Annotated in this window: 17 protein-coding genes and 1 pseudogene; 9 read left to right on the top strand and 9 right to left on the bottom strand. The window is 73.2% G+C overall.

Annotation, left to right across the window (positions count from 1 at the left end):
* Positions 1-81 precede the first annotated feature (81 nt).
* A complete protein-coding gene (locus tag ACZ8ZB_RS31265) occupies positions 82-969 on the top strand; it encodes a fructosamine kinase family protein (protein WP_470740952.1) in 888 nt (295 codons plus the stop codon).
* Here the strand turns inward: ACZ8ZB_RS31265 and ACZ8ZB_RS31260 are convergent.
* The 3 genes from ACZ8ZB_RS31260 to ACZ8ZB_RS31250 form a co-directional block, all read right to left on the bottom strand.
* Positions 966-2624 carry a catalase gene (locus ACZ8ZB_RS31260; protein WP_470740951.1) on the bottom strand — a complete coding sequence of 553 codons (1659 nt, stop codon included), beginning with the start codon at positions 2622-2624 and terminating at the stop codon, positions 966-968. The two genes, ACZ8ZB_RS31265 and ACZ8ZB_RS31260, sit on opposite strands and share 4 nt — an antisense overlap.
* A gap of 191 nt (positions 2625-2815) precedes the next feature.
* Complete coding sequence (locus ACZ8ZB_RS31255; protein WP_470740950.1) at positions 2816-3052, bottom strand: hypothetical protein; 237 nt, start codon at positions 3050-3052, stop codon at positions 2816-2818.
* Positions 3053-3316: 264 nt separating this feature from the next.
* Complete coding sequence (locus tag ACZ8ZB_RS31250) at positions 3317-4807, bottom strand: helix-turn-helix domain-containing protein (RefSeq protein WP_470740949.1); 1491 nt, start codon at positions 4805-4807, stop codon at positions 3317-3319.
* 146 nt (positions 4808-4953) lie between these two features.
* Between ACZ8ZB_RS31250 and ACZ8ZB_RS31245 the strand changes: the two genes are divergently transcribed.
* The 4 genes from ACZ8ZB_RS31245 to ACZ8ZB_RS31230 all read left to right on the top strand — a co-directional run bounded on the left by ACZ8ZB_RS31245 (position 4954) and on the right by ACZ8ZB_RS31230 (position 9008).
* Complete coding sequence (locus ACZ8ZB_RS31245; protein ID WP_030833055.1) at positions 4954-5574, top strand: L-threonylcarbamoyladenylate synthase; 621 nt, start codon at positions 4954-4956, stop codon at positions 5572-5574.
* A gap of 26 nt (positions 5575-5600) precedes the next feature.
* Entirely contained in the window at positions 5601-6356 is a 756-nt protein-coding gene (locus ACZ8ZB_RS31240) for a dienelactone hydrolase family protein (protein ID WP_470740948.1), read from the top strand.
* 88 nt (positions 6357-6444) lie between these two features.
* Positions 6445-7950, top strand: a complete 1506-nt coding sequence (locus ACZ8ZB_RS31235) for a metallophosphoesterase family protein (protein ID WP_470740947.1) — start codon at positions 6445-6447, stop codon at positions 7948-7950.
* A gap of 227 nt (positions 7951-8177) precedes the next feature.
* A complete protein-coding gene (locus tag ACZ8ZB_RS31230) occupies positions 8178-9008 on the top strand; it encodes an aldo/keto reductase (RefSeq protein WP_470740946.1) in 831 nt (276 codons plus the stop codon).
* 53 nt (positions 9009-9061) lie between these two features.
* Here ACZ8ZB_RS31230 and ACZ8ZB_RS31225 read toward each other — a convergent pair whose 3' ends face one another.
* Together ACZ8ZB_RS31225 and ACZ8ZB_RS31220 are read right to left on the bottom strand one after the other, a co-directional pair.
* Complete coding sequence (locus ACZ8ZB_RS31225; RefSeq protein WP_470740945.1) at positions 9062-11380, bottom strand: SpoIIE family protein phosphatase; 2319 nt, start codon at positions 11378-11380, stop codon at positions 9062-9064.
* 60 nt (positions 11381-11440) lie between these two features.
* Positions 11441-11751 (bottom strand): annotated as a pseudogene (locus ACZ8ZB_RS31220) (redoxin domain-containing protein); the annotation flags it as partial.
* Between the two features lie 580 nt (positions 11752-12331).
* Here ACZ8ZB_RS31220 and ACZ8ZB_RS31215 point away from each other — a divergent pair.
* Together ACZ8ZB_RS31215 and hemC are read left to right on the top strand one after the other, a co-directional pair.
* Positions 12332-13108 carry an NPP1 family protein gene (locus ACZ8ZB_RS31215; RefSeq protein WP_470740944.1) on the top strand — a complete coding sequence of 259 codons (777 nt, stop codon included), beginning with the start codon at positions 12332-12334 and terminating at the stop codon, positions 13106-13108.
* Positions 13109-13186: 78 nt separating this feature from the next.
* Positions 13187-14122 carry a hydroxymethylbilane synthase gene (hemC, locus tag ACZ8ZB_RS31210; protein WP_470740943.1) on the top strand — a complete coding sequence of 312 codons (936 nt, stop codon included), beginning with the start codon at positions 13187-13189 and terminating at the stop codon, positions 14120-14122.
* A gap of 8 nt (positions 14123-14130) precedes the next feature.
* On the opposite strand, the gene ACZ8ZB_RS31205 is transcribed toward hemC, so the two are convergent.
* Entirely contained in the window at positions 14131-14652 is a 522-nt protein-coding gene (locus ACZ8ZB_RS31205) for a hypothetical protein (RefSeq protein ID WP_470740942.1), read from the bottom strand.
* Between the two features lie 498 nt (positions 14653-15150).
* On the opposite strand from ACZ8ZB_RS31205, the gene ACZ8ZB_RS31200 reads away from it, so the two are divergent.
* Positions 15151-15942: an RNA polymerase sigma factor SigF gene (locus tag ACZ8ZB_RS31200; RefSeq protein WP_470740941.1), complete on the top strand. Its 792-nt coding sequence runs from the start codon at positions 15151-15153 to the stop codon at positions 15940-15942.
* A gap of 24 nt (positions 15943-15966) precedes the next feature.
* On the opposite strand, the gene ACZ8ZB_RS31195 is transcribed toward ACZ8ZB_RS31200, so the two are convergent.
* On the bottom strand, positions 15967-16287 hold the full coding sequence (locus ACZ8ZB_RS31195) for an ANTAR domain-containing protein (protein WP_470740940.1): 321 nt from the start codon (positions 16285-16287) through the stop codon (positions 15967-15969).
* A gap of 249 nt (positions 16288-16536) precedes the next feature.
* Here ACZ8ZB_RS31195 and ACZ8ZB_RS31190 point away from each other — a divergent pair, with 249 nt between their 5' ends.
* The gene (locus tag ACZ8ZB_RS31190; protein ID WP_470740939.1) at positions 16537-17340 is read left to right on the top strand and encodes a VOC family protein; all 804 of its coding nucleotides are present in this window, start codon (positions 16537-16539) and stop codon (positions 17338-17340) included.
* A 20-nt stretch (positions 17341-17360) separates the two neighbouring features.
* Here the strand turns inward: ACZ8ZB_RS31190 and glgX are convergent, their stop codons facing one another.
* Positions 17361-19505 (bottom strand): glycogen debranching protein GlgX, encoded by a 2145-nt coding sequence (glgX, locus tag ACZ8ZB_RS31185; RefSeq protein ID WP_470740938.1) that lies wholly within the window; start codon positions 19503-19505, stop codon positions 17361-17363.
* Positions 19502-20014 carry a pep a2 gene (locus ACZ8ZB_RS31180; protein ID WP_470740937.1) on the bottom strand — a complete coding sequence of 171 codons (513 nt, stop codon included), beginning with the start codon at positions 20012-20014 and terminating at the stop codon, positions 19502-19504. Before ACZ8ZB_RS31180 ends, glgX begins: the two co-directional genes overlap by 4 nt.
* Between the last annotated feature and the right edge of the window lie 40 nt (positions 20015-20054).

Genomic DNA, 20054 nt, shown 5'->3' with positions numbered 1-20054 from the left:
GACGGCGAACGCGGGCGTGCGCGGGGCTCGTATCCTGGGCACCCCCGCTCGCCCGCGCACCCGCACGTGAGGAGTCCGCCCATGAGCCTCCCTCCCGGTCCGTCCGCCCGGGACGGTGACGGTCCGGGGGCCGTGGCGGCCCGGTTCACCGGGCGGGCGGTGACCGGTGTGCGTCCGCTGTCCGCCTCACTCGCCGAGGTCGCCCTCGACGACGGCCGGGTGGTGGTCGTCAAGAGCACCGCGGGAGCGGAGGCCGCGCGCGCCGAGGCGGCGGGGCTGCGCTGGCTGGCCGAGGCCGGGGCGGTGCGGGTAGCGGCGGTGCACGGTCACGACGCGCACCGGCTGGTCGTCGACCGGGTGGCGCAGGGCCCGCCCGGGCGGGGGGCGGCGCTGCGGTTCGGGCGGGAGCTGGCCGCGCTGCACGCGGCCGGCGCGCCGGCCTTCGGGGCGCCGCCGCCGGGCGGCCCGGTGGAGGCGTTCATCGGGCTCGCCCCGATGCGCAACGTCACCGGCGACGACTGGCCCGGCTGGTACGCCGCGCACCGGGTCCTGCCGTATCTACGCCGGGCGGTCGACGACGGCACCGTCACCACCGGTGAGGCGGGCGTCGTCGAGCGGGTCTGCGAGCGGCTGCCGGAACTCGCCGGGCCCGCCGAGCCGCCCGCGCGGCTGCACGGCGACCTGTGGAACGGCAACGTTCTGTGGGGCGCCGACGGACACGTCCGGCTGATCGATCCGGCCGCCCACGGCGGGCACCGGGAGACCGATCTGGCGATGCTCGCCCTCTTCGGCTGTCCCCGGCTGGACGCGGTGCTGGACGGCTACCGGGAGGCGGCGCCGCTCGCCGACGGGTGGCGAACACGCGTCGGCGTGCACCAGCTGTTCCCGCTGCTGGTGCACGCCGTGCTGTTCGGACGCGGCTACGCCGAGCAGGCGCTCGCGGTGGCGCGGTCGGCGGTCCGTCTCTAGCGGGTCACCACGTGCCGTTCGTCGGGGACGCAGTGGGTCATGGTGAGTCCCTCCACGTCGCGCGGCGGGTTGTCACCGAGGTTGGCCAGCCGCTTGCGGTCCTCGTCGGTGAGGTCCTGGCTCGCCAGGGGCTCGAGGTGGGCGACGTCCTCCGGCATGATCCCGAGGCCCTCGCCGACCCTGCGGCCGAGGTCGTTCTCGACCAGCAGGAAGTGCCACACCATGCGCTCCTGCACCTCCCGGTCGCACTGGGAGATCAGGGTGACGAAGTTCTTCACCAGGTCGTCGCGCTCCCAGTCCTCCATCAGGCAGTACCGCTGGCCCGCCTGGAGGTAGTCGTTGGTGCGCTCGATGCGCTTGCGGGTAAGCCGGCCCACGATCTCGGGGCCCTGGTCGTCGTGCGTCGGGTACTGGGCCTCGCGCAGACCGCCGGTGATCGACGGCTCGTAGTTGACGTGCGGGTTCTCCCCGCCGTTGTCCTGGAAGTACGCCATCTGGCCGTCGCGCTGGTTGGTGCGCACGTCGGCGTGCTTGGCCTGGTTGACGGGCAGCTGCAGGTAGTTCGGGCCGACCCGGTGGCGCTGGGTGTCGCTGTAGGAGAAGGTCCGGCCGACGAGCATCTTGTCGTCGGAGAAGTCCAGACCGTCGACGAGGACGCCGGTGCCGAAGGAGATCTGCTCGTTCTCGGCGAAGAAGTTGTCCGGCATCCGGTTCAGCACCATCCGGCCCACCGGCTTCGGCGGGAAGTCCTGCTCCGGCCAGGTCTTGGTGTCGTCCAGCGGGTCGAAGTCCAGTTCCGGGTGGTCGTGGTCGTCCATCATCTGGACCAGCAGTTCCCACTCCGGGTACTCGCCGCGTTCCACCGCCTCGTACAGGTCCTTGGTGGCGTGGCCGAGCGCCTCGGCCTGGACGTTCGCCGCGTCCTCGACGGTCATGCTGCGCACGCCCTGCTTGGGCATCCAGTGGTACTTGACCAGCTTGGTGTCGCCCTTGGCGTCGACCCACTTGTAGGTGTTCACGCCGAAGCCCTGCATGTGGCGGTAGTCCGCCGGGATGCCACGCGGGCTGAACAGGTTGACCAGCATGTGCATGCACTCGGGCGTCTGCGACATGAAGTCGAAGATGCGGCGCGGCTGCTGCTCGAAGGTGACCGGGTCGGGCTTGAGGGCGTGGATGACGTCCGGGAACTTGATCGCGTCCCGGATGAAGAAGACGCCCAGGTTGTTGCCGACGAGGTCCCAGTTGCCGTCCTCGGTGTAGAACTTCACCGCGAAGCCGCGGGGGTCGCGGGCGGCCTCGGAGGAGTCGCGTCCGCCGATGACGGTGGAGAAGCGGACGGCCACGTCGGTGCGCTTGCCCTCCTCCTGGAAGAGCTTGGCGCGGGTGTAGCGGGAGACCGGTTCGTCGCCCCACTTCCCGTACGCCTCGAAGTAGCCGTACGCGGTGACGCCGCGGGCGTGCACCACGCGTTCGGGGATGCGTTCCCGGTCGAAGTGGCTGATCTTCTCCAGGAACTGGTAGTTCTCCAGCGTGGCCGGGCCGCGGGAGCCGACGGTCCGCTGGTTCTGGTTGTCGTAGACCGGATGGCCCTGCCGGTTGGTGAGTACCTTTCGGTCGTCGCCCGGAGCGGGGCCCCGGCTCGAAACGTCCGTCATGATCGTGGGCTCCTTGAACTGCTCGACCCCCCGCGGTGGCGCGTACGAGGGTCATGCTGCCGCGCATCACCGCGGTCGGCGACTCGGGGAGCCGCCGGTTGCGTCAGACCGTGCGCGGGATGCGGTCCGCGACGGCACGGGCCCGGCCGCCGCGGCGGTGCGCGGCGGCCGAGTCCGGCACAGCGGTGTGCTCAGCCGCCGTTCAGGCGTGCGCGCAGCAGCTCCTTGCCGAGTTCCGCGCCCTTGCGGCTGTCCGCCTGGGCCTTGCGGAACAGGTCGGCGACCTCGGTGTCCTTGGCGCGTTCGGCGTCCTGGATGTAGCCCTCCAGGCGCAGTGCGTTGCTCAGGCACGCCTCGACGTACCAGATCAGGTTGTAGTCCTTGTCCTGCGTGCCGGTGGCGCCACCGGTCTCCGTCTCACTGGTCATCCGGATCTCCTCGTCGCGGTGCTCGTCACGGGCCCGTCCGCCCCGGCGTGCCGGGGCGGGGGCCTCCACAGCGGCGGACGGGTACCCGTCACCGCCGGAGGCACACAGCGACGAAAGGGCGGGGCGCGACCGGTCCCCCGTTCCGGTCGCGCCCCCGCGCTGTGCCGAAACTATGCGCAGCGGGGCGGGTCTGTGTACCGCGTCGGTGCCCGCTGCGGCCGCCGGAGGGCTCATCCGTGCACAACTGAGTCCGAAAGGCCCGGTTCACCCGCCCGCGAGGACCGGCTGCTCCAGGTCGCCCACCGCCAGATGGGCCAGCACGACCTCGTACAGGTCGGCCCCGGCGGCCAGCAACTGGCGTTCCAGGACCGGTTCGGCGCTGCGCACGTGCTCGCGCACGGTCTGGGCGTGCACGCCCAGGCTCTGCGCGGCCCGCTCGGCGTTGCCGCCGGCGGCGATCCAGGCGCACAGGGTCCGGCGCACGTTCCGGGCGTCCCCCTCCAGCCGCCCCAGCAGCTCCCGCGCCCAGCCGCCGAGGGCGGGGCCGCCCAGCAGGTCGGCGAGGCCCGGGAAGGGCGCCGTGCCGTCGCCGTCCGTCTGTCCGTCCAGAAGGTTGATCTGGGTCTGGAGCGCCAGGTGCACCACGGCCCGGACGGTGACGTCGTCGAAGTCGACGCCGAGCATGGTCTCCACGCGTTCCATGCGGGCCCGCACGGTGTTGCGGCTGACTCCGAGGACCTTGGCCGCGCTGACGGCGGTGAACTCCAGGCCCAGGCGGGTGGTGGCGAGGAGCTCGGCGCGGGTGTGGTGCGGCAGCGCGTCCAGCGGGCGCAGCACCCGGGCCGCCCAGCCGCGCAGTGCGGCGGGGTCCATCAGCCGCTCCGGGTGGGTGCGTTCGGCGTACACGGCCGTCTTGTCGGCGCGGAAGCGCGCCACCGCCAGGGCGCTGACGGCCTGCCCGTACGCGGTGGCGGTGCGGGCGAGGCTCTGCCACACACTGCCGCCGAGGAAGGTGTCCGGGTGCCGTTCGACCAGCGACCGCAGCTCGCCGGCGGTGGTCTCGCGGGGACTGACGACGATCACGTGCCCGTCCATCGCCGGGCAGCGCACGACCAGCGCCTCCTCCCGCGTGGTGTCCAGGCACTCCTCGGCGAGCCGGTCGCGCAGGGCGGGCGCGGACTCGACGACGTAGACGCAGGCCGTGTCGGCGTCGAGCAGGCCGGGCCAGAACCCGGCGGCGACCCGGCGGGCGGCGACGGTGTCCTCGACCATCAGCAGCTGCAGGATCGCCAGCCGCAGATCGGCGGCGGCCCGCCGCAGCCGGTGTCCGGCGGCGGTGGTCTCGTGGGCGGTCAGCAGGAGTTCGATCACCTGGGCGGTGTGTGTGACGACGTCGGAGGTGTGCCGGTCGAAGGGGGCCTCGCGGGAGACGGCCAGCACACGGGTCTCCCAGGGGTGCCCGATCCTCACCAGGCGCACGTGGCGCCCCTCCCCCTCCCAGGCGGCGGAGGCGATCCGGCCGGAGCCGAGGTCGGCGACGAGGGCCTCGTCCAGCGACAGCCGGGAACCGGCGAGCGGCGTGCCGACGGCGTCCTGGAGGGACACCTCCGCGTGCGCGGCGGCGGCCAGCCAGTCGACGACCCTGCCGATGTCCCGCCCGCCCGGACGCAGGTGTTCGAGCAGCTCCCGCTCCCACGCCGGATGCTCCCCGGCCGTCACCGGCGTCCGCCGGATTCCGTCCCCACGGCCTGCCACCTCGGTCTTCTCCTCGTTCTCTCGTCGTTCCCGGCCCAGGCCGGGGACGTTACCCCACCCGTGCGCGCGGCTCACCCCGCGCGTCCGCGCCCTGCCCCGGAACGGCGTGTGCGGCCCTCGGCCCCCCGGCGGCATAAGCTCGGTGAATGGCGAAGTACTTCGACGTGCACCCCGACAACCCCCAGCCGCGCACCATCGCGCAGGTCGCAGAGAGCATCCGCTCCGACGCCCTCGTCGCGTACCCCACTGACTCCTGCTACGCACTCGGCTGCCGTCTGGGCAGCCGCTCCGGCATCGACCGGATCCGCACGATCCGCAAGCTGGACGACCGGCACCACTTCACCCTGATGTGCCGGGACTTCGCGCAGCTCGGCCAGTTCGTGCGGATCGACAACGACGTGTTCCGCGCGGTGAAGGCATCGACCCCTGGCAGCTACACGTTCATCCTGCCCGCGACGAAGGAGGTGCCGCGCATGCTGATGCACCCCAAGAAGAAGACGGTCGGCGTGCGCATCCCGGACCACGTCGTCACCCAGGCCCTGCTGGCCGAACTCGGTGAGCCGCTCCTGTCCAGCACCCTGCTGCTGCCCGGCGAGGACGAGCCGATGACCCAGGGCTGGGAGATCAAGGACCTGCTCGACCACCAGGTGGACGCGGTGCTCGACTCCGGCGACTGCGGCACCGAGCCGACCACGGTGATCGACTTCTCGGGCGGGGAGGCGGAGATCGTGCGCAGGGGCGCCGGCGACGTCTCGCGGTTCGAGTGAATCCGGGTGAGGGGAAGGGGCCGGTGATGACCGCCGTACGGGGAACCGACGTCGACATCCGCACCGAGGACGGGACCGTCGACGCGTACCTGACGCACCCCGTGGAGGGGGGCGCCCGTCCCGCGGTCCTGTTCTTCATGGACGCCTACGGCCTGCGTCCGCGGCTGCGGGAGATGGCCGACCGGCTGGCGCGGGCCGGCCACACCGTCCTGGTGCCGAACGTCTTCCACCGGCGCGGGCGCGCCCCGGTGGTCGAGCTGCCGGAGTTCATCGACGCGGGGGCACGGCCGGGGATCTTCCGGCGGCTCCGTCCGACCATGCGGGCGCTGACGCCCGAGCGGGCGATGCGGGACGCCGGGGCGTATCTGCGGTGGCTCGCCGAGTGCCCGGCGGCGGCCGGCGGCCCGGTGGCGGTGACCGGCTACTGCATGGGCGCGGCCCTGGCCCTGCGCACCGCCGGCGCCTACCCGGACCGGGTGGCCGCCGTGGCCGGGTTCCACGGGGGCCGGCTGGCGACGGACGCGCCGGACAGTCCGCACCTGGTGGCCGGCCGGATCACCGCCGAGGTGTACTTCGGCCACGCCGACCGGGACCGCTCGCTGCCCCCGGAGCAGATCGAACGCCTGGAGCGGGCCCTGACGGACGCCGGTGTCCGGCACCGCTGCGAGGTGTACGCCGGGGCCGGGCACGGTTACACCCAGGCCGACACGGCCGCGTACGACAAGGATGCGGACGAGCGTCACTGGGCGGCGCTGCTCGACCTGTTGGCACGCACCTTCTGACCACTGCCCCCAACTCGGTCCCGTGCAAAGGGGGTTCACCGGCACCCCGCTCTCCGGCCGCCCCCCGCACCGTTGTTACGGTGCACCGGTGTCCGAATCCTCACGCGATACCGCCGAGGGCGCCGGCTGGGGCGCCGCCGAACGCGGTGCCTACCGGCGGCTGATGCCGCACAAGGCCGAGAAGATCTCCTGGTTCGACCCGAGAATGCTGTGGGCCGCCCGCAACGGGGTGCTGGCCTCCTGGCTCGGCGATCCCACGGGAGACACCCGCGCCCGCTGGGTGGCCCAGCGGGCCGCGGCCGGCGCACCCGCCGACAAGGTGATCCGGCGCGACGATCCGGACCGGTTCTCGTTCCTGGTGGTCGGCGACACCGGCGAGGGCGGCGAGCCCCAGTACGCGGTGGTGCCCGGGCTGCTGGAGGAGGGCCGGGACACCGCCTTCGCCGTGCTCGCCAGTGATGTGATCTACCCGGTGGGCAGCGCCGACGACTACGCCGACAAGTTCTTCCGCCCGTACCGGGACTACCGGGGACCGGTCTACGCCATACCGGGCAACCACGACTGGTACGAGGACCTCGGCGGCTTCATGCGGGTCTTCTGCGGCGACGCCCCGCCGCTGCCGCCCGGTCCTGCGCCGCGCCCGCTCAGCCGGGCCCGGCTGCGCTCCCTGCTGTGGCACCGGCCGCGCGCCGGGGACGGCGGGCGCCTGGACGAGGCACGCGCGATGCGGTCCGCGCCCTCCCAGCAGGCGGTGCAGCCGGGACCGTACTGGGCGATCGACGCCGGTCCGGTGCGGATCGTCGGCATCGACACGGGACTGCTGGGCACCGTCGACGCCGAACAGGGCGCGTGGCTGCGGGAGGTCTCCCGCGGCCCGCGCCCGAAGATCCTCGTCACGGGCTCGCCCCTGTACGTGGACGGCGAGCACCACCCGTGCCCGATCGAGGGCGGCGGCACCGTCGACGACGTCGTCCGCGACCCCGCCCACCACTACGTGGCCGCGATAGGCGGCGACATCCACAACTACCAGCGCTACCCGGTACGGCTGGAGGACGGGCGCACCCTGCAGTACGTGGTGGCGGGCGGCGGCGGCGCCTTCACCCACGCCACCCACACCATCCCCCGGGTGGACGTCGCCGGTGTCACCGAGCGGGACTTCCGCTGCTATCCGCTGCGCGGCGACTCCCTGGCCTTCTACAGCGCCCTGTACGGGCGCCGGCTGCGGCTGCGCCGCTTCTTCGCCCTCACCGATGCCGAGGCGATGGCCGTGATCGCCGAACGCCTCGGCATCGGGCCCACCCGGGCCCCGGGCGCGCCGGCACGGGTCACCCGCAGGATGCGGCTGGTCGCCGGGCTGCTCGGCACCGGACGCCGGCCCGACCGGCGCAAGCGGCTGCGACTGCCCGTGCGCAAGGCCTACACGTCGCTGTTCTCACCGGGTTCGGCCACCTACAGCCCGCCGTTCTTCAAGTGCTTCCTGCGGCTGGACGTGAGCCCGGAGGCGATCCGGCTGCGCTGTCACGCGGCCACCGGCCACCGCGCGCAGGAGGTCGCCCCGCCGGTCGAGGACGAGGTGGTCATCCCCCTCGGCTGAGCTACCAGCGGCCGGGGGCGGTACCGGTGACCGGCTGCGAGGGCCGGCCGTCCACGCCGACCGGACGCACCTCCACCGTCGTGTCCTCCCCCGTGCCGTCCCCGTGCGTCGTCATGCGTTCCCCACTCCGTCGGCCGTCCCCACCGGTCTCCCTACCCGCCCGGTTGATCACCGGCCCCTCGTCCCCGAGGCTGGGGGGACGACACTGTCCACGGGAAGGCACCCTGATGAGCGGCATCCCGAGCCACACCCTCAACGACGGCACGACGATCCCCGCCCTGGGCCTGGGCACCTGGCCGATGGACGACGCCGAGGCGGAGCGGGCGGTGGCCGAGGCCCTCCGGACGGGCTACCGCCTCGTCGACACGGCGGCCAACTACCGCAACGAGAACGGCGTCGGCCGTGCCGTGGCCCGGTCCGGCGTCCCGCGCGAGGAGGTCGTCGTGACGACGAAGCTCCCGGGACGGCACCACGGCTACGAGGAGACCCTCGCCTCCTTCGAGGAGTCCCGCGCCCGGCTCGGCCTGGAGTACGTCGACCTCTACCTGATCCACTGGCCGCTCCCCCGCGTCGACCGGTACGCCGAATCCTGGAGGGCCATGGTCAAGCTGCGTGAGGACGGGCTCGTCCGGTCGATCGGCGTCTCCAACTTCACGCCCGCCCACATCGAGCGGCTGGAGGAGGAGACCGGGGTGCTGCCCTCGGTCAACCAGATCGAGCTGCACCCCTTCTTCCCGCAGGAGGAACTGCGCGCGTACCACGCCGGCAAGGGCGTGCTGATCGAGAGCTGGAGCCCGCTCGGCCGCGGCTCGACGCTCCTGGACGACCTGGCCGTGGCCGCCGTCGCCGAGGCGCACGGGGTCACCCCGGCCCAGGCGGTGCTGCGCTGGCACGTCCAGCTGGGCGTGCTCCCCGTCCCCAAGTCGTCCGATCCCGGGCGGCAGCGCGCGAACCTCGACGTCTTCGGCTTCGAACTGGACGCCGCCCAGATGCGGACGATCGCCGACCGCGCCCACCGGCGGATCGGCGGGGATCCGGAGGTCCACGAGGAGTTCTGACCGGGCGCCCGGGCCGGTGCGTGCGGCGGTGGGGTACGGGAAGGAGCGGCGGATCACTCCTGCGGCAGCGGCTGCTCCGCCCAGATCGTCTTGCCGCCGTCCGTCTGGCGGCTGCCCCAGCGCTGGGTGAGCTGGGCCACCAGCAGCAGTCCGCGGCCGCCCTCGTCGTAGGCGTGGGCGCGGCGCAGATGCGGTGAGGTGGAGCTGGCGTCGGCGACCTCGCAGATGAGGGTGCGGTCGCGGATCAGCCGCAGCTGGACGGGCGGCACGCCGTACCGGATGGCGTTGGTGACCAGTTCGCTGACGACGAGTTCGGTGACGAAGGCGATCTCGTCCAGCCCCCACGCGGCCAGCCGTTCGCCGGCCCACTCCCGGGCGGCGGCCACCTCCCCGGGGTCCGGCGGCACGTCCTTCGTGGCGACCTGATCGGCGCCCAGGGCCCGGGTGCGGGCCAGGAGCAGCGCCACGTCGTCGCCGGGCTCCTCGGGCAGTACGTCCTTCAGCACGCCGTCGCACAGGGACTCCAGCGAGTCGGCGGGCGCCTCCAGGGCGCGGCACAGCGCGTCGGTGGCGCGGTCGATGTCACGGTCGCGGTCCTCGATCAGACCGTCGGTGTAGAGGGCGACGACGGCGCCCTCGGGCAGCTGGAGCTCCGTCGCCTCGAACGGCAGCCCCCCGACGCCCAGCGGGGGCCCCGCGTTCACTCGGATGAGCCGGCACGTCCCGTCGGGCAGCAGGAGGGCGGGCGCGGGGTGCCCGGCGGCGGCCACGGCCAGGCGGCGGGAGACGGGGTCGTAGACGGCGTACAGGCAGGTGGAGCCCAGTTCGCCGACGTCCTCGCGGTCGTCGGCGGCGAGATGGATGACCAGGTCGTCGAGGTGGGTGAGGAGTTCGTCGGGCGGGAGGTCCACGTCGGCGAGGGTGCGCACGGCCGTGCACAGCCGGCCCATGGTGGCCGTGGAGGGGATGCCGTGGCCGACGACGTCGCCCACGACCAGGGCGACCCGGCTGCCGGCCAGCGGGATCACGTCGAACCAGTCGCCGCCGATGCCGGCCGCCGACGAGGAGGGCAGATAGCGGTGGGCGACCTCGACGGCGGCCTGTCCGGGCAGCCCCTTCGGCAGCAGGCTGTGCTGGAGGGTGAGCGCGGTGGCGCGTTCGCGGGCGAAGCGGCGGGCGTTGTCGACGCAGACGGCGGCGCGGCTGGCGAGTTCCTCGGCGAGCACGGCGTCGTCGACGGCGTACCCCTCGGGGTGGAGGCTGCGGACGGCCACCGCGACGCCGAGGACGGTGCCGCGGGCGCGCAGCGGCACGGCCAGCAGCGAGTGGATGCCGGCCAGGCGCGCGGGGACGCCGCGCCCGGCCAGCCACCGGTCGAAGTCCGGCTCGCCGGCGCGGGCGAGCACCGCCCTGCACTCGCGCAGCGCCCGCGCGGGCGGGGAGGAGGACGGGTAGACGTCCGTCTGGCCGAGGCGCACCGCCGCCTCGGGGGCGCCCTCGGCGGCGGAGCCGTGCGCCACCCGGCGCAGTACGACCCCGGTGTCCGGCCGGACCGGGGGTTCGTCGACGCCGAGGACCCAGTCGTGCAGGTCGACGGCGGCGAAGTCGGCGACCGCCGGGACCATGAGCGCCACGAGCTCCTCGGCCGTGCGTACGACGTCCAGGGTGGTGCCGATGGCGGTCGCGGCCTCGTTCAGCAGGGCCAGCCGCTGCCGGGCCCGGTGCTGCTCGGTGTTGTCGAACGCCGCGAGGGCGGTGCCCACCGGCTCGCCGGAGGGTCCGGCGACCGGCCACATCTCCATGTTCCAGGCGTGCGGGCGGGGCTGGGCGGGGGCCCGGCTGTACATCTCGTAGTGCAGGGCCTCGCCGGTCTCGGCGACCCGGCGCAGATGCCGGTCCAGACCGAGGGTGTACTCGTCCTCCACGGGTTCCAGGCAGGACCGTCCGACGAGGTTCTCCTGCGGCTCGCCCAGCAGCCGGCAGGCGGTGTCGTTGACCAGGAGGTAGCGCTGGTCGGGGCCGACGACCGAGATCGCCAGGGACGCCTGCTGGAACGCCCGCGCGGCCAGGGAGGTCCGCGCCGAGTCGGCCGGCTCGGCGGTGATCAGGTGCCCGGCCGGGGCGCCCCGGGCGCCCAGCAGCGGCCGGACCGTGAGCCGGGCCGGCACGGGGTGACCGTCGCGGTGACGCAGGGTGACCGGGCCCGAGGGGAGGGGCGTGGTGCCGGGCGGCGCGTCCTCGGCGAGCAGCGCCCGTACGGCCCGTCCCACGGCCTCCTCGGCCGGGTGTCCGGTCAGCCGCCGGGCGCCCTCGCTCCACCCCGTCACGATGCCGCGGGCATCGACGACCATCGCGGCGGAGGCGTCATCCATTCGTCCAGGATCATCCCATTGCGTCCCCGCATCAACCGCGACGGTCCGCCCGGGGCCGTGCTACGCGCGGAGCGCGGCGAGCGCCCGGTCCGCGTGGGCGTTCATCCGCAGTTCGCTGCGCACGACCTCCAGGACGGCGCGGTCCCGGCCGATGACGAAGGCGGCCCGTTCCGTCGGCGCCGGGGCGGCCCGCCGCTTCACTCCGAACCGCTCACGGACCGCGCCGTCGGCGTCGGAGAGCAGGGGCGTGCCGAGGGAGTGCCGTTCGACGGCGTCCGCGCTGATGCCCGCCGGCCGCGCGCCGGCCGCACGTCGGCCGCGGCGAATTCGGCGGCGAGGTCACGGAAGCGGCAGGCCTCCCGGCCGGATCCGGCGAGCTCGACGCGCTGGGCGCGGCGGTCGTCAGGGCCCGGGACCCGGGTGACACGACCGGACTTCTGCAGCTGCCGCACCGTGCGGGTGACGTGCGGGGCCTCCACGCCCAGCCGGGCGGCCGGCTCCCCGGCCGCGTCGGCCCGGTGTCCGCCATCTGCCGCAGCAGTGCGACGGCGGCCCGGTCCAGCGGCACACCCGCCGGCGCCGTCAGCCGCTCGTGCCGGCGCGCGCCTGTGCTCAGGCGGGTGAGGCGGTGCAGCGCGCGCTCGCCCCCGGCCACTTCCGGAGGAGCGGGAACGCCAGGTGCGGACATGTACCGCACTTCACCATCTCATTGCGTGACTCGACCAGTCACCCATGTCCACTCCCTCCGCCCCACGCCCGAGGGACGGCGGCAGACGTTGCGGATGAAACAGGGCGATCCGGGACGGTCCGAGAGCCCGGCACCACGCGCGTCAGGCCACGCTTCACCAGCGGTACACCTGCATCCCCTTGGCATGTATACGACCAACCGGGATGCTGAACTCCCCATTCCCCCACAGCCGTTGGCTGCGCCCGGACCATGAGGAGGACGCAGTGCCGTCGAGCACGTCCCGAACGCACCGCAGGAGATGGCTGACCGGCCTGGCCGGCGCGGCCGCGCTCGTCATCGCCTTCCCCGCCACCGCCTTCGCCGCACCCCCTCCCGCCCTGCCGGCCGACGCGGACGCCCTGGAGCGGACGTACCAGCCCGCGTACGACTACGACACCGACGGCTGCTACCCCACGGCGGCGATCGGCCCGGACGGCTCCGTCAACACCGGCCTCAAACCGACCGGCGCCCTCAACGGCAACTGCCGTGACGCCTCGGACCTGGACGACACCAACGGCTACTCCCGCGCCCTGTGCAACAACGGCTGGTGCGCGATCGTCTACGGACTGTACTTCGAGAAGGACCAGGCCCTGCCGGGCACCGGCCTCGGGGGGCACCGCCACGACTGGGAGCACGTCGTGGTCTGGGTGCAGAACGACACCGTGCGGTACGTCTCGACGTCCAGCCACGGGTCGTTCACGGTCCACGCCCGCTCGGCGGTCCGCTTCGACGGCACGCACCCGAAGATCGTGTACCACAAGGACGGCATCGGCACCCACTGCTTCCGCCTCGCGGGGCCGGGCGACGAGCCGCCGGAGAACCACGAGGGCAGATGGCAGTACCCGGCGCTGGTCGGCTGGAACGGCTACCCGGCGGGACTGCGGGACAAGCTCAGCTCGTACGACTTCGGCAGCGCCCACTTCGGCCTGAAGGACGGCAGCTTCGCCTCCCACCTCGCCGCGGCCAAGCCCTCCGGCATCCCCTTCGACCCGAACGCCTGAGCGCACACGGCCCGTTGACGCCGGGGCGCCGTTCGGCGCCCCGGTACGGGCGGGACTCCGAGGGACTATCGTGTCGGCATGCCGCTGCCCGGACCGATCCGTGTCGTCTCCCGTGACTCACCCATGGCGCTCGCCCAAGTGGAGCGGGTCCGCGCCGAGTTGGCCGCCGCCCGTCCCGGAGTGCGCACCGAGGTCGTACCCGTGCGGACGACCGGGGACAAGTGGCTCGGCGATCTGTCGAAGGTGGAGGGCAAGGGCGCGTTCACCAAGGAGGTGGACGCCGCGCTGCTCGCCGGCGAGGCGGACGTCGCCGTGCACTGCGTCAAGGACGTGCCCGCCGACCGGCCGCTCCCCGCGGGCACGGTGTTCGCCGCGTTCCTGGAGCGGGACGACATCCGCGACGCCCTCGTCCACCCGGACAACCTCACCCTGGACGAGCTCCCGCCCGGCGCCCGGATCGGCACCTCCTCGGTGCGCCGGGTCGCCCAGCTGGCCGCCACCCACCCGCACCTGACGTGCGTACCGCTGCGCGGCAACGCCAACCGGCGGCTGGAGAAGCTCGCGGCCGGGGAGGCGGACGCCCTGCTGCTGGCGGTCTCCGGCCTGGAACGGATCGGCCGCACCGACGTGATCAGTGAGGTGCTCTCCCCCGAGGCCATGATGCCGCCCATCGGCGCGGGCGTCCTCGCGCTGCAGTGCCGTGAGGGCGACACCGACCTGATCGACGCGGTCGGCGCCCTCGGCCACCCGGACACCCGTCGCGAGGCCACCGCCGAACGCATGTTCCTGCATGTGCTGCAGGGACACTGCAACAGCCCGATCGCCGGCTACGCACGGGTGGACCGCGGCGGTGAACTGTCCCTGCGGGCGTGTGTCTTCACCCCGGACGGCAAGACCCGGCTGAACGCGCACGAGTGGGCGGGGCGGCTCGACCCGGCCACACTCGGCACCTCGGTCGCCGTGGCGCTGCTGCGCCAGGGCGCCCGAGAGATCATCGACGGCATCCCGCACTGACGCGACGCTCAGGCGGTGCCTTCCTCCGCCTGTTCCTGCAGGAAGACGCTCACCTGCTGGGCGAGGCTGTCCCGGCCCGTGCCCGCGGGCGCCCCCGCGGACCCCTCGTGCACGCCGACGCCGCCCGCCCACAGCCGGCGTCCGGCCCACTCCTCGTCGACGCGCAGCTGGACCTGGACGTCGACGAGGCTCAGGGCCGCCTCGGGGCCGGCCGCGTAGAGGACGGCGGTGGCACGGCGCAGCGGGTAGACGTCGAAGCCCTCGATGAACTGCGAATTGCGCCAGTCGATGAACGCGCTCTCGCCGTCGGGGCCGGTCCGTACGTCGATCTGACCGTCCTCCACGTGAATACAGAAAGGCCGGTCGCCGCGATTCTCCACGGTCACGCGGACACTGAAGTACGTCAGCCCTTCGGCGGCGTCGTCCCGTCCCCTCGGCGGTTCGCCGGATTCCAGACGGTGGACGCGGACCCGCAGACCGGCATGCTCGTCGTACTCCTGCCAGTCCCCGACCACGTTCGGCTCGTACACAGTGCACCTCTCGACTTCTGTCCGATGCTTCCTATCCGCGGCCTCGGCACACTGTCAAATGAGCGGAATGCGCCGTGGTCAGGCGGTTCGCCCCGGCTGACCGGCGATCAAGCGCTGCGCTGGAGGAATCCCCCCGGCCGGCCGGCCGGGGCCGGGGAGGGCGTGCCGTACGTCACGTCCGGCGCCATGATCACCGGCGCACCGTCCGAAGGTCCGCGACGGCGGGGACGGGCCGGCCCAAAGCCGCCCGCTCCGGCGCGGGGAATTTCACGCCGCGAATGCACTTGATTTCCCACCGTGCACCCTCCGGCTATTTCCCCTCGCCGAATTCCGGGAAAAGTTTTGGAATGACGGGCCGCGGGGAAGGGGATTCTCAGTGCTTCGGACAGGAGGCACGTCCGTGGGAGCCGCTTCGCGGGCCGCGGTCCTGTCGTGGTCCGAACCGCCGCTTCCCACGGTTTCTGTCCATCCGGCACCCCGCTCAGGGAGGTGCGCGTGATGCGTACCGTCAGTCCCAGGAAGCAGCATCCCCACGACGACGCCCCCGACACCGCCGGGGACTTCGCACGGCTGGCCCGGCTGCCCGACGGGCCCGAGCGCAGGATGCTGCGCGACGCGCTGGTCACGGCCTGGCTGCCCATGGCCGAGCGCATCGCCGTCCGTTTCCGGGGCCGCGGTGAGGCCCTGGAGGATCTGTACCAGGTGGCGGCTCTCGGCCTGGTCAAGGCCGTGGACCACTACGACCCGGCACGCGGCAACGCCTTCGAGGCGTACGCCGTGCCGACCGTCACCGGTGAGATCAAGCGCCACTTCCGCGACCACATGTGGACGCTGCACGTGCCGCGCCGGGTACAGGACCTGCGCAACCGTGTGCGGCACGCGGCGAAGGAGCTGGCGCAGACCACTCCGGGCCGCTCCCCCACGGTCGCCGAGATCGCCGCGCACACCCGCTTGTCCGAGAGCGAGGTGCGTACCGGGATGGAGGCCCTGGAGTGCTTCTCCGCACTGTCGCTGGAGGCGGAGATGCCGGGCACCGACGGTTACGCCCTGGGCGACGCGATCGGCGGCCCGGACCCGGCCTACGACACCGTCGTCGACCGGGTGGCGGTACGACCCTGTCTGGAGGCGCTGCCGGAGCGCGAGCGGCTCATCCTCTACCTGCGGTTCTTCCGGGGGATGACGCAGAGCGGCATCGCCGAGCAGCTCGGCATCTCGCAGATGCACGTCTCCCGGCTGCTCAGCGGCTGCTTCGCCCAGCTGCGCGAGGAACTCCTCGCCGAGACCGGCTGAGCGGGGCGGGCTCCGCCGGGCGCGTCAGCCCTCCGGCGGCGCGCCCGGGATCTGGGTGGGGCCGAGCCGGTCCAGGACCTCCTCCAGCACGGCGCGCACCTCCTCGGGCAGGAGCCCGGTGCGCCCCCAGACGAGGATCAGGTCGGCCACGGTGCGCAGCTTGATGTTCGTGCGCTGGGAGACCTCCTTCAGCACGGTCCAGCCCTGGTCGGGCGAGACCCGCCCGAGCGCGACGACCATGCCGATCGCCTGGTCCACCACCGCGTGCGAGACGACCGCGTCCTTCAGCTGCTGCACTTCTTCCTCCAGCTGGAGGATACGGTCCGCGCCTCCGTCCGTGGGCATGGTCACCTCCGGGTCCGGTGTGCCGCTCTGCTGATGCCTTCGCACAGTGCTTGAGTGCCTTCACCCAGTGTCCGATCCCTCCATCGTCACCACTGGGGCCGCCCTGCGCCACCGGGGTGGCCCGGAGGCGGCGGGGCCTTCCGTTTCGGTGCCGCCGTCGGGGTACTCGGCAGGCGCCCGGAGGGGTCCCGGCGGACACTGGTGCCATCCGGGTGGCTGCCGGGCCGACGAGATCAGGACGCGACTGCCATGAACCACGACATGCCCTCCCCCGCCGGCACGACGGACGTCGTCTCGACGCACTCCGTGTTCGGGGCGCCCTGCTGGGTGAGCCTGACCAGCCGCGACATAGAGACGACCGAGGAGTTCTACGGGGCCGTGCTGGGCTGGGAGTGGCGTCCGGTGCGCCTCGGCGACCGGTTCCGCATCGCCCTGTCCGAGGGCCGGCCGGTGGCCGGGGTCGCCGGGGTCGCCGGCATGTGGCGGATGGCGGTGGCGTGGACGCCGTACTTCGCGGTGCGCAGCGCCGACGAGGCCGCGGCGCGGGTGCAGGAGCGCGGCGGCACCCTGGCGGTCGGCCCGATCTCCCTGCCCCCCGGGCGCGCGGCGCTGCTGGCCGACCGGGACGGGGCGACGTTCGGGGTCTGGGAGGGCGAGCTGTTCAGCGACTGGCCCACCTGGCGCCGCGCACAGCTCGCGTTCGTCCGGCTGCACACCCGTGACGCCTTCGACGCCGCGATCTTCTACGGCGGGGTCTTCGACTGGGCGTCCGACAAGCCGGGCTGTGTCGAGGTGCGGTACGAGGGCGAGGAAGTGGTGCTGCGCAGCGAAGGGGACGTGGTGGCGCGGATCGAGTCGGGGGCGGCGGAGGCGGCTCCCGACCCGGCGGTCCGGCCGCACTGGCAGGTGCACTTCGCGGTGCAGGACGTCGCCGCCTGCGCCCGCGCCGCCGAGCTGCACGGCGGCAGCGTCCTGTCCCTGGGCGCCGACGAGGCCGTGCTCCGCGACAACGAGGGCGCCCAGTTCACGGTGGTGTCACGCCACGGGCGCTGACACCGGGTGCGTCCCGCCGGTCATCGGGCCGTGCGGGACGGGCGGGACAGCAGGACCAGGCTGCGGGGGCCCGCGGTGAGGGTGGTGGCCGCCTTGTGCTCCGCCTCGTCGGGGGTGCCCTCCGGGTCGGCGGTGTCGATCAGGGCCGTCCAGCGCTCCCCGTAGGCGGCGTCCGGCAGACGGAAGCGGACGGGTTCCCAGTGGCCGTTGAGCAGCAGCAGGAAGGAGTCGTCGACCAGGCGCCGGCCGCGCGGACCGGGTTCGGCGATGGCGTCGCCGTTGAGGAACACCCCGACCGAGTGGGCGTCGGAGCGCCGCCAGTCGTCGTCGCCCATCTCCCGTCCGTCCGGCAGCAGCCACACCAGGTCGGGCAGCGGCTGGCCGGCGTGGCGCACGGTCTCGCCCCGGAAGAAGCGACGGCGGCGCAGCACGGGGTGGGCGAGGCGCAGGGAGATCAGCCCGCGGGTGAAGTCCAGCAGCTCGCGCTGTTCGCCGGTGAGCCGCCAGTCGATCCAGCCGATCTCGTTGTCCTGGCAGTAGGCGTTGTTGTTGCCGCGCTGGGTGCGGCCCAGTTCGTCGCCGTGGGAGAGCATCGGGATGCCCTGGGAGAGCAGCAGGGTGGCGAGGAAGTTGCGCTGCTGGCGGGCGCGCAGCTCCAGCACGGCCGGGTCGCGGGTGGGGCCCTCCGCGCCGCAGTTCCAGGAGCGGTTGGCGCTCTCGCCGTCCCGGTTGCCCTCCCCGTTGGCCTCGTTGTGCTTGTCGTTGTACGAGACGAGGTCGTACAGGGTGAAGCCGTCGTGCGCGGTGACGAAGTTGACGCTGGCGCGCGGGCGGCGTCCGTTGTGCGCGTACAGGTCGGAGGAGCCGGTCAGCCGGGAGGCGAACTCGCCGAGGATGTGCTCCTCGCCGCGCCAGAAGTCCCGTACGGCGTCCCGGTACAGGCCGTTCCACTCCGACCACAGCGGGGGGAAGTTGCCCACCTGGTAGCCGCCCTCGCCCACGTCCCAGGGTTCGGCGATCAGCTTGACGCGGCTGATCACGGGGTCCTGCTGGATGAGGTCGAAGAACGCCGACAGCCGGTCGACTTCGTGGAACTGCCGGGCCAGGGTGGCCGCGAGGTCGAAGCGGAAGCCGTCGACGTGCATCTCGGTGACCCAGTACCTGAGCGAGTCCATGATCAGCTGGAGGACGTAGGGGTGGCGCATCAGCAGGCTGTTGCCGGTGCCGGTGGTGTCGTAGTAGTGCGACCAGTCGCCGTCCACCAGGCGGTAGTACGCGGAGTTGTCGATGCCCCGGAAGGAGAGGGTGGGGCCCAGGTGGTTGCCCTCGGCGGTGTGGTTGTAGACGACGTCGAGGATCACCTCGAGTCCGGCCGCGTGCAGGGCCTTCACCATCTCCTTGAACTCGGTGACCTGCTGCCCGCGGGTGCCGCGGGCGGCGTAGGCGTTGTGCGGGGCGAAGAAGCCGATGGTGTTGTAGCCCCAGTAGTTGGCCAGGCCCCGGCTCTGCAGCACGCCGTCCTGGACGAACTGGTGGACCGGCATCAGCTCCACGGCGGTGACGCCCAGCGAGGTGAGGTGTCCGACCACCGCGGGGTGCGCCAGTCCCGCGTAGGTGCCGCGGAGTTCCGCGGGGACGTCGGGGTGGGTGCGGGTGAGGCCCTTGACGTGGGCCTCGTAGATCACGGTGTCGGAGTAGGGGCGGCCGGGCCGGGTGTCGTCGCCCCAGTCGAAGGCCGGATCGGTGACCACGCCGAGCACGGTGTGCCCGGCGCTGTCGGCCCGGTCGGGCCCGTGCGGGTCGCGCTCGTACAGCGAGGGGTGGTTGTCGATCTGGCCGTCCACCGCGGTGGCGTAGGGGTCGAGGAGGAGTTTCGCCGGGTTGCAGCGGTCGCCGGCCGTCGGTGCCCAGGGACCGTGCACCCGGTAGCCGTAGCGCTGCCCCGGGCCGACGCCGGGGAGGTAGCCGTGCCAGACGAAGCCGTCGACCTCGGTGAGCCGCACGGTGGTGTGCCGGCCGTCGTCGTCGGCCAGGACCAGGTCGACGCGTTCGGCGACCTCGCTGAAGAGCGCGAAGTTGGTGCCCTCGCCGTCGTAGGACGCACCCAGCGGGTAGGGGCGCCCGCTCCAGGCGGGCGCCCCTTTCCGGTTCTGTCGCCGGGTCACCGGGCCTCCTCCAGGAGGCCGCCCGGCGTTCGCACCCGCCCGGTGAGCGTGGCGACGCTCACCTCGCGGGGCAGGTCCAGCCCTTCGCTCTCGCGCGGGTCGGGCGCGGTCGGCACGAGCGGGACGCGTTCGCCGGCGCGGGCGCGCTGCGAGAACCAGATGACCTTGCTGCCGTTCTCGGTGGCGCAGCAGCCCCAGCCGTCACTGCTCGCCGCGATGTGCTCGAGGCAGCCGCGCAGCTCCTGGTCGGGACGCAGGGCACGGTTGTTGTCCCCGATGGCGGTGATGAGGTGCTGGCCGTTCCACCACATCTCGATCGACGTGTTCTTGTCGGCGGCGTGCTCGTCGATGGCCCGCAGCAGCATCTCGGCGCCGCCGCAGACGGGCTCCATCAGGTTCTCCAGGTCCCAGAACCGGAGGTGGGCGGCCAGTATGCGGCTGACCTGTCCCACCCTCTCGGGGCTGACTTCCACGTCGAGGTGGTAGTAGCAGGGCACTGCGGTCTTCATGGTCGTTGGCTCCTCACGCGAAGCTCTCGTCCCTCCTCGC

The organism is Streptomyces sp. 12E, assembly GCF_055633275.1.
The sequence above is the reverse complement of the archived record's forward strand: the minus strand, read 5'-3'. Positions and strand labels throughout refer to the sequence as shown.

Bases quoted from the DNA above. Each gene is read 5' to 3' on its own strand.
- ACZ8ZB_RS31265 (WP_470740952.1), top strand. From the start codon at position 82: ATGAGCCTCCCTCCCGGTCCGTCCGCCCGGGACGGTGACGGTCCGGGG.
- ACZ8ZB_RS31260 (WP_470740951.1), bottom strand. From the start codon at position 2,624: ATGACGGACGTTTCGAGCCGGGGCCCCGCTCCGGGCGACGACCGAAAG.
- ACZ8ZB_RS31255 (WP_470740950.1), bottom strand. From the start codon at position 3,052: ATGACCAGTGAGACGGAGACCGGTGGCGCCACCGGCACGCAGGACAAG.
- ACZ8ZB_RS31245 (WP_030833055.1), top strand. From the start codon at position 4,954: ATGGCGAAGTACTTCGACGTGCACCCCGACAACCCCCAGCCGCGCACC.
- ACZ8ZB_RS31240 (WP_470740948.1), top strand. From the start codon at position 5,601: ATGACCGCCGTACGGGGAACCGACGTCGACATCCGCACCGAGGACGGG.
- ACZ8ZB_RS31230 (WP_470740946.1), top strand. From the start codon at position 8,178: ATGAGCGGCATCCCGAGCCACACCCTCAACGACGGCACGACGATCCCC.
- ACZ8ZB_RS31225 (WP_470740945.1), bottom strand. From the start codon at position 11,380: ATGGATGACGCCTCCGCCGCGATGGTCGTCGATGCCCGCGGCATCGTG.
- hemC (WP_470740943.1), top strand. From the start codon at position 13,187: ATGCCGCTGCCCGGACCGATCCGTGTCGTCTCCCGTGACTCACCCATG.
- ACZ8ZB_RS31200 (WP_470740941.1), top strand. From the start codon at position 15,151: ATGCGTACCGTCAGTCCCAGGAAGCAGCATCCCCACGACGACGCCCCC.
- ACZ8ZB_RS31195 (WP_470740940.1), bottom strand. From the start codon at position 16,287: ATGCCCACGGACGGAGGCGCGGACCGTATCCTCCAGCTGGAGGAAGAA.
- ACZ8ZB_RS31190 (WP_470740939.1), top strand. From the start codon at position 16,537: ATGAACCACGACATGCCCTCCCCCGCCGGCACGACGGACGTCGTCTCG.
- ACZ8ZB_RS31180 (WP_470740937.1), bottom strand. From the start codon at position 20,014: ATGAAGACCGCAGTGCCCTGCTACTACCACCTCGACGTGGAAGTCAGC.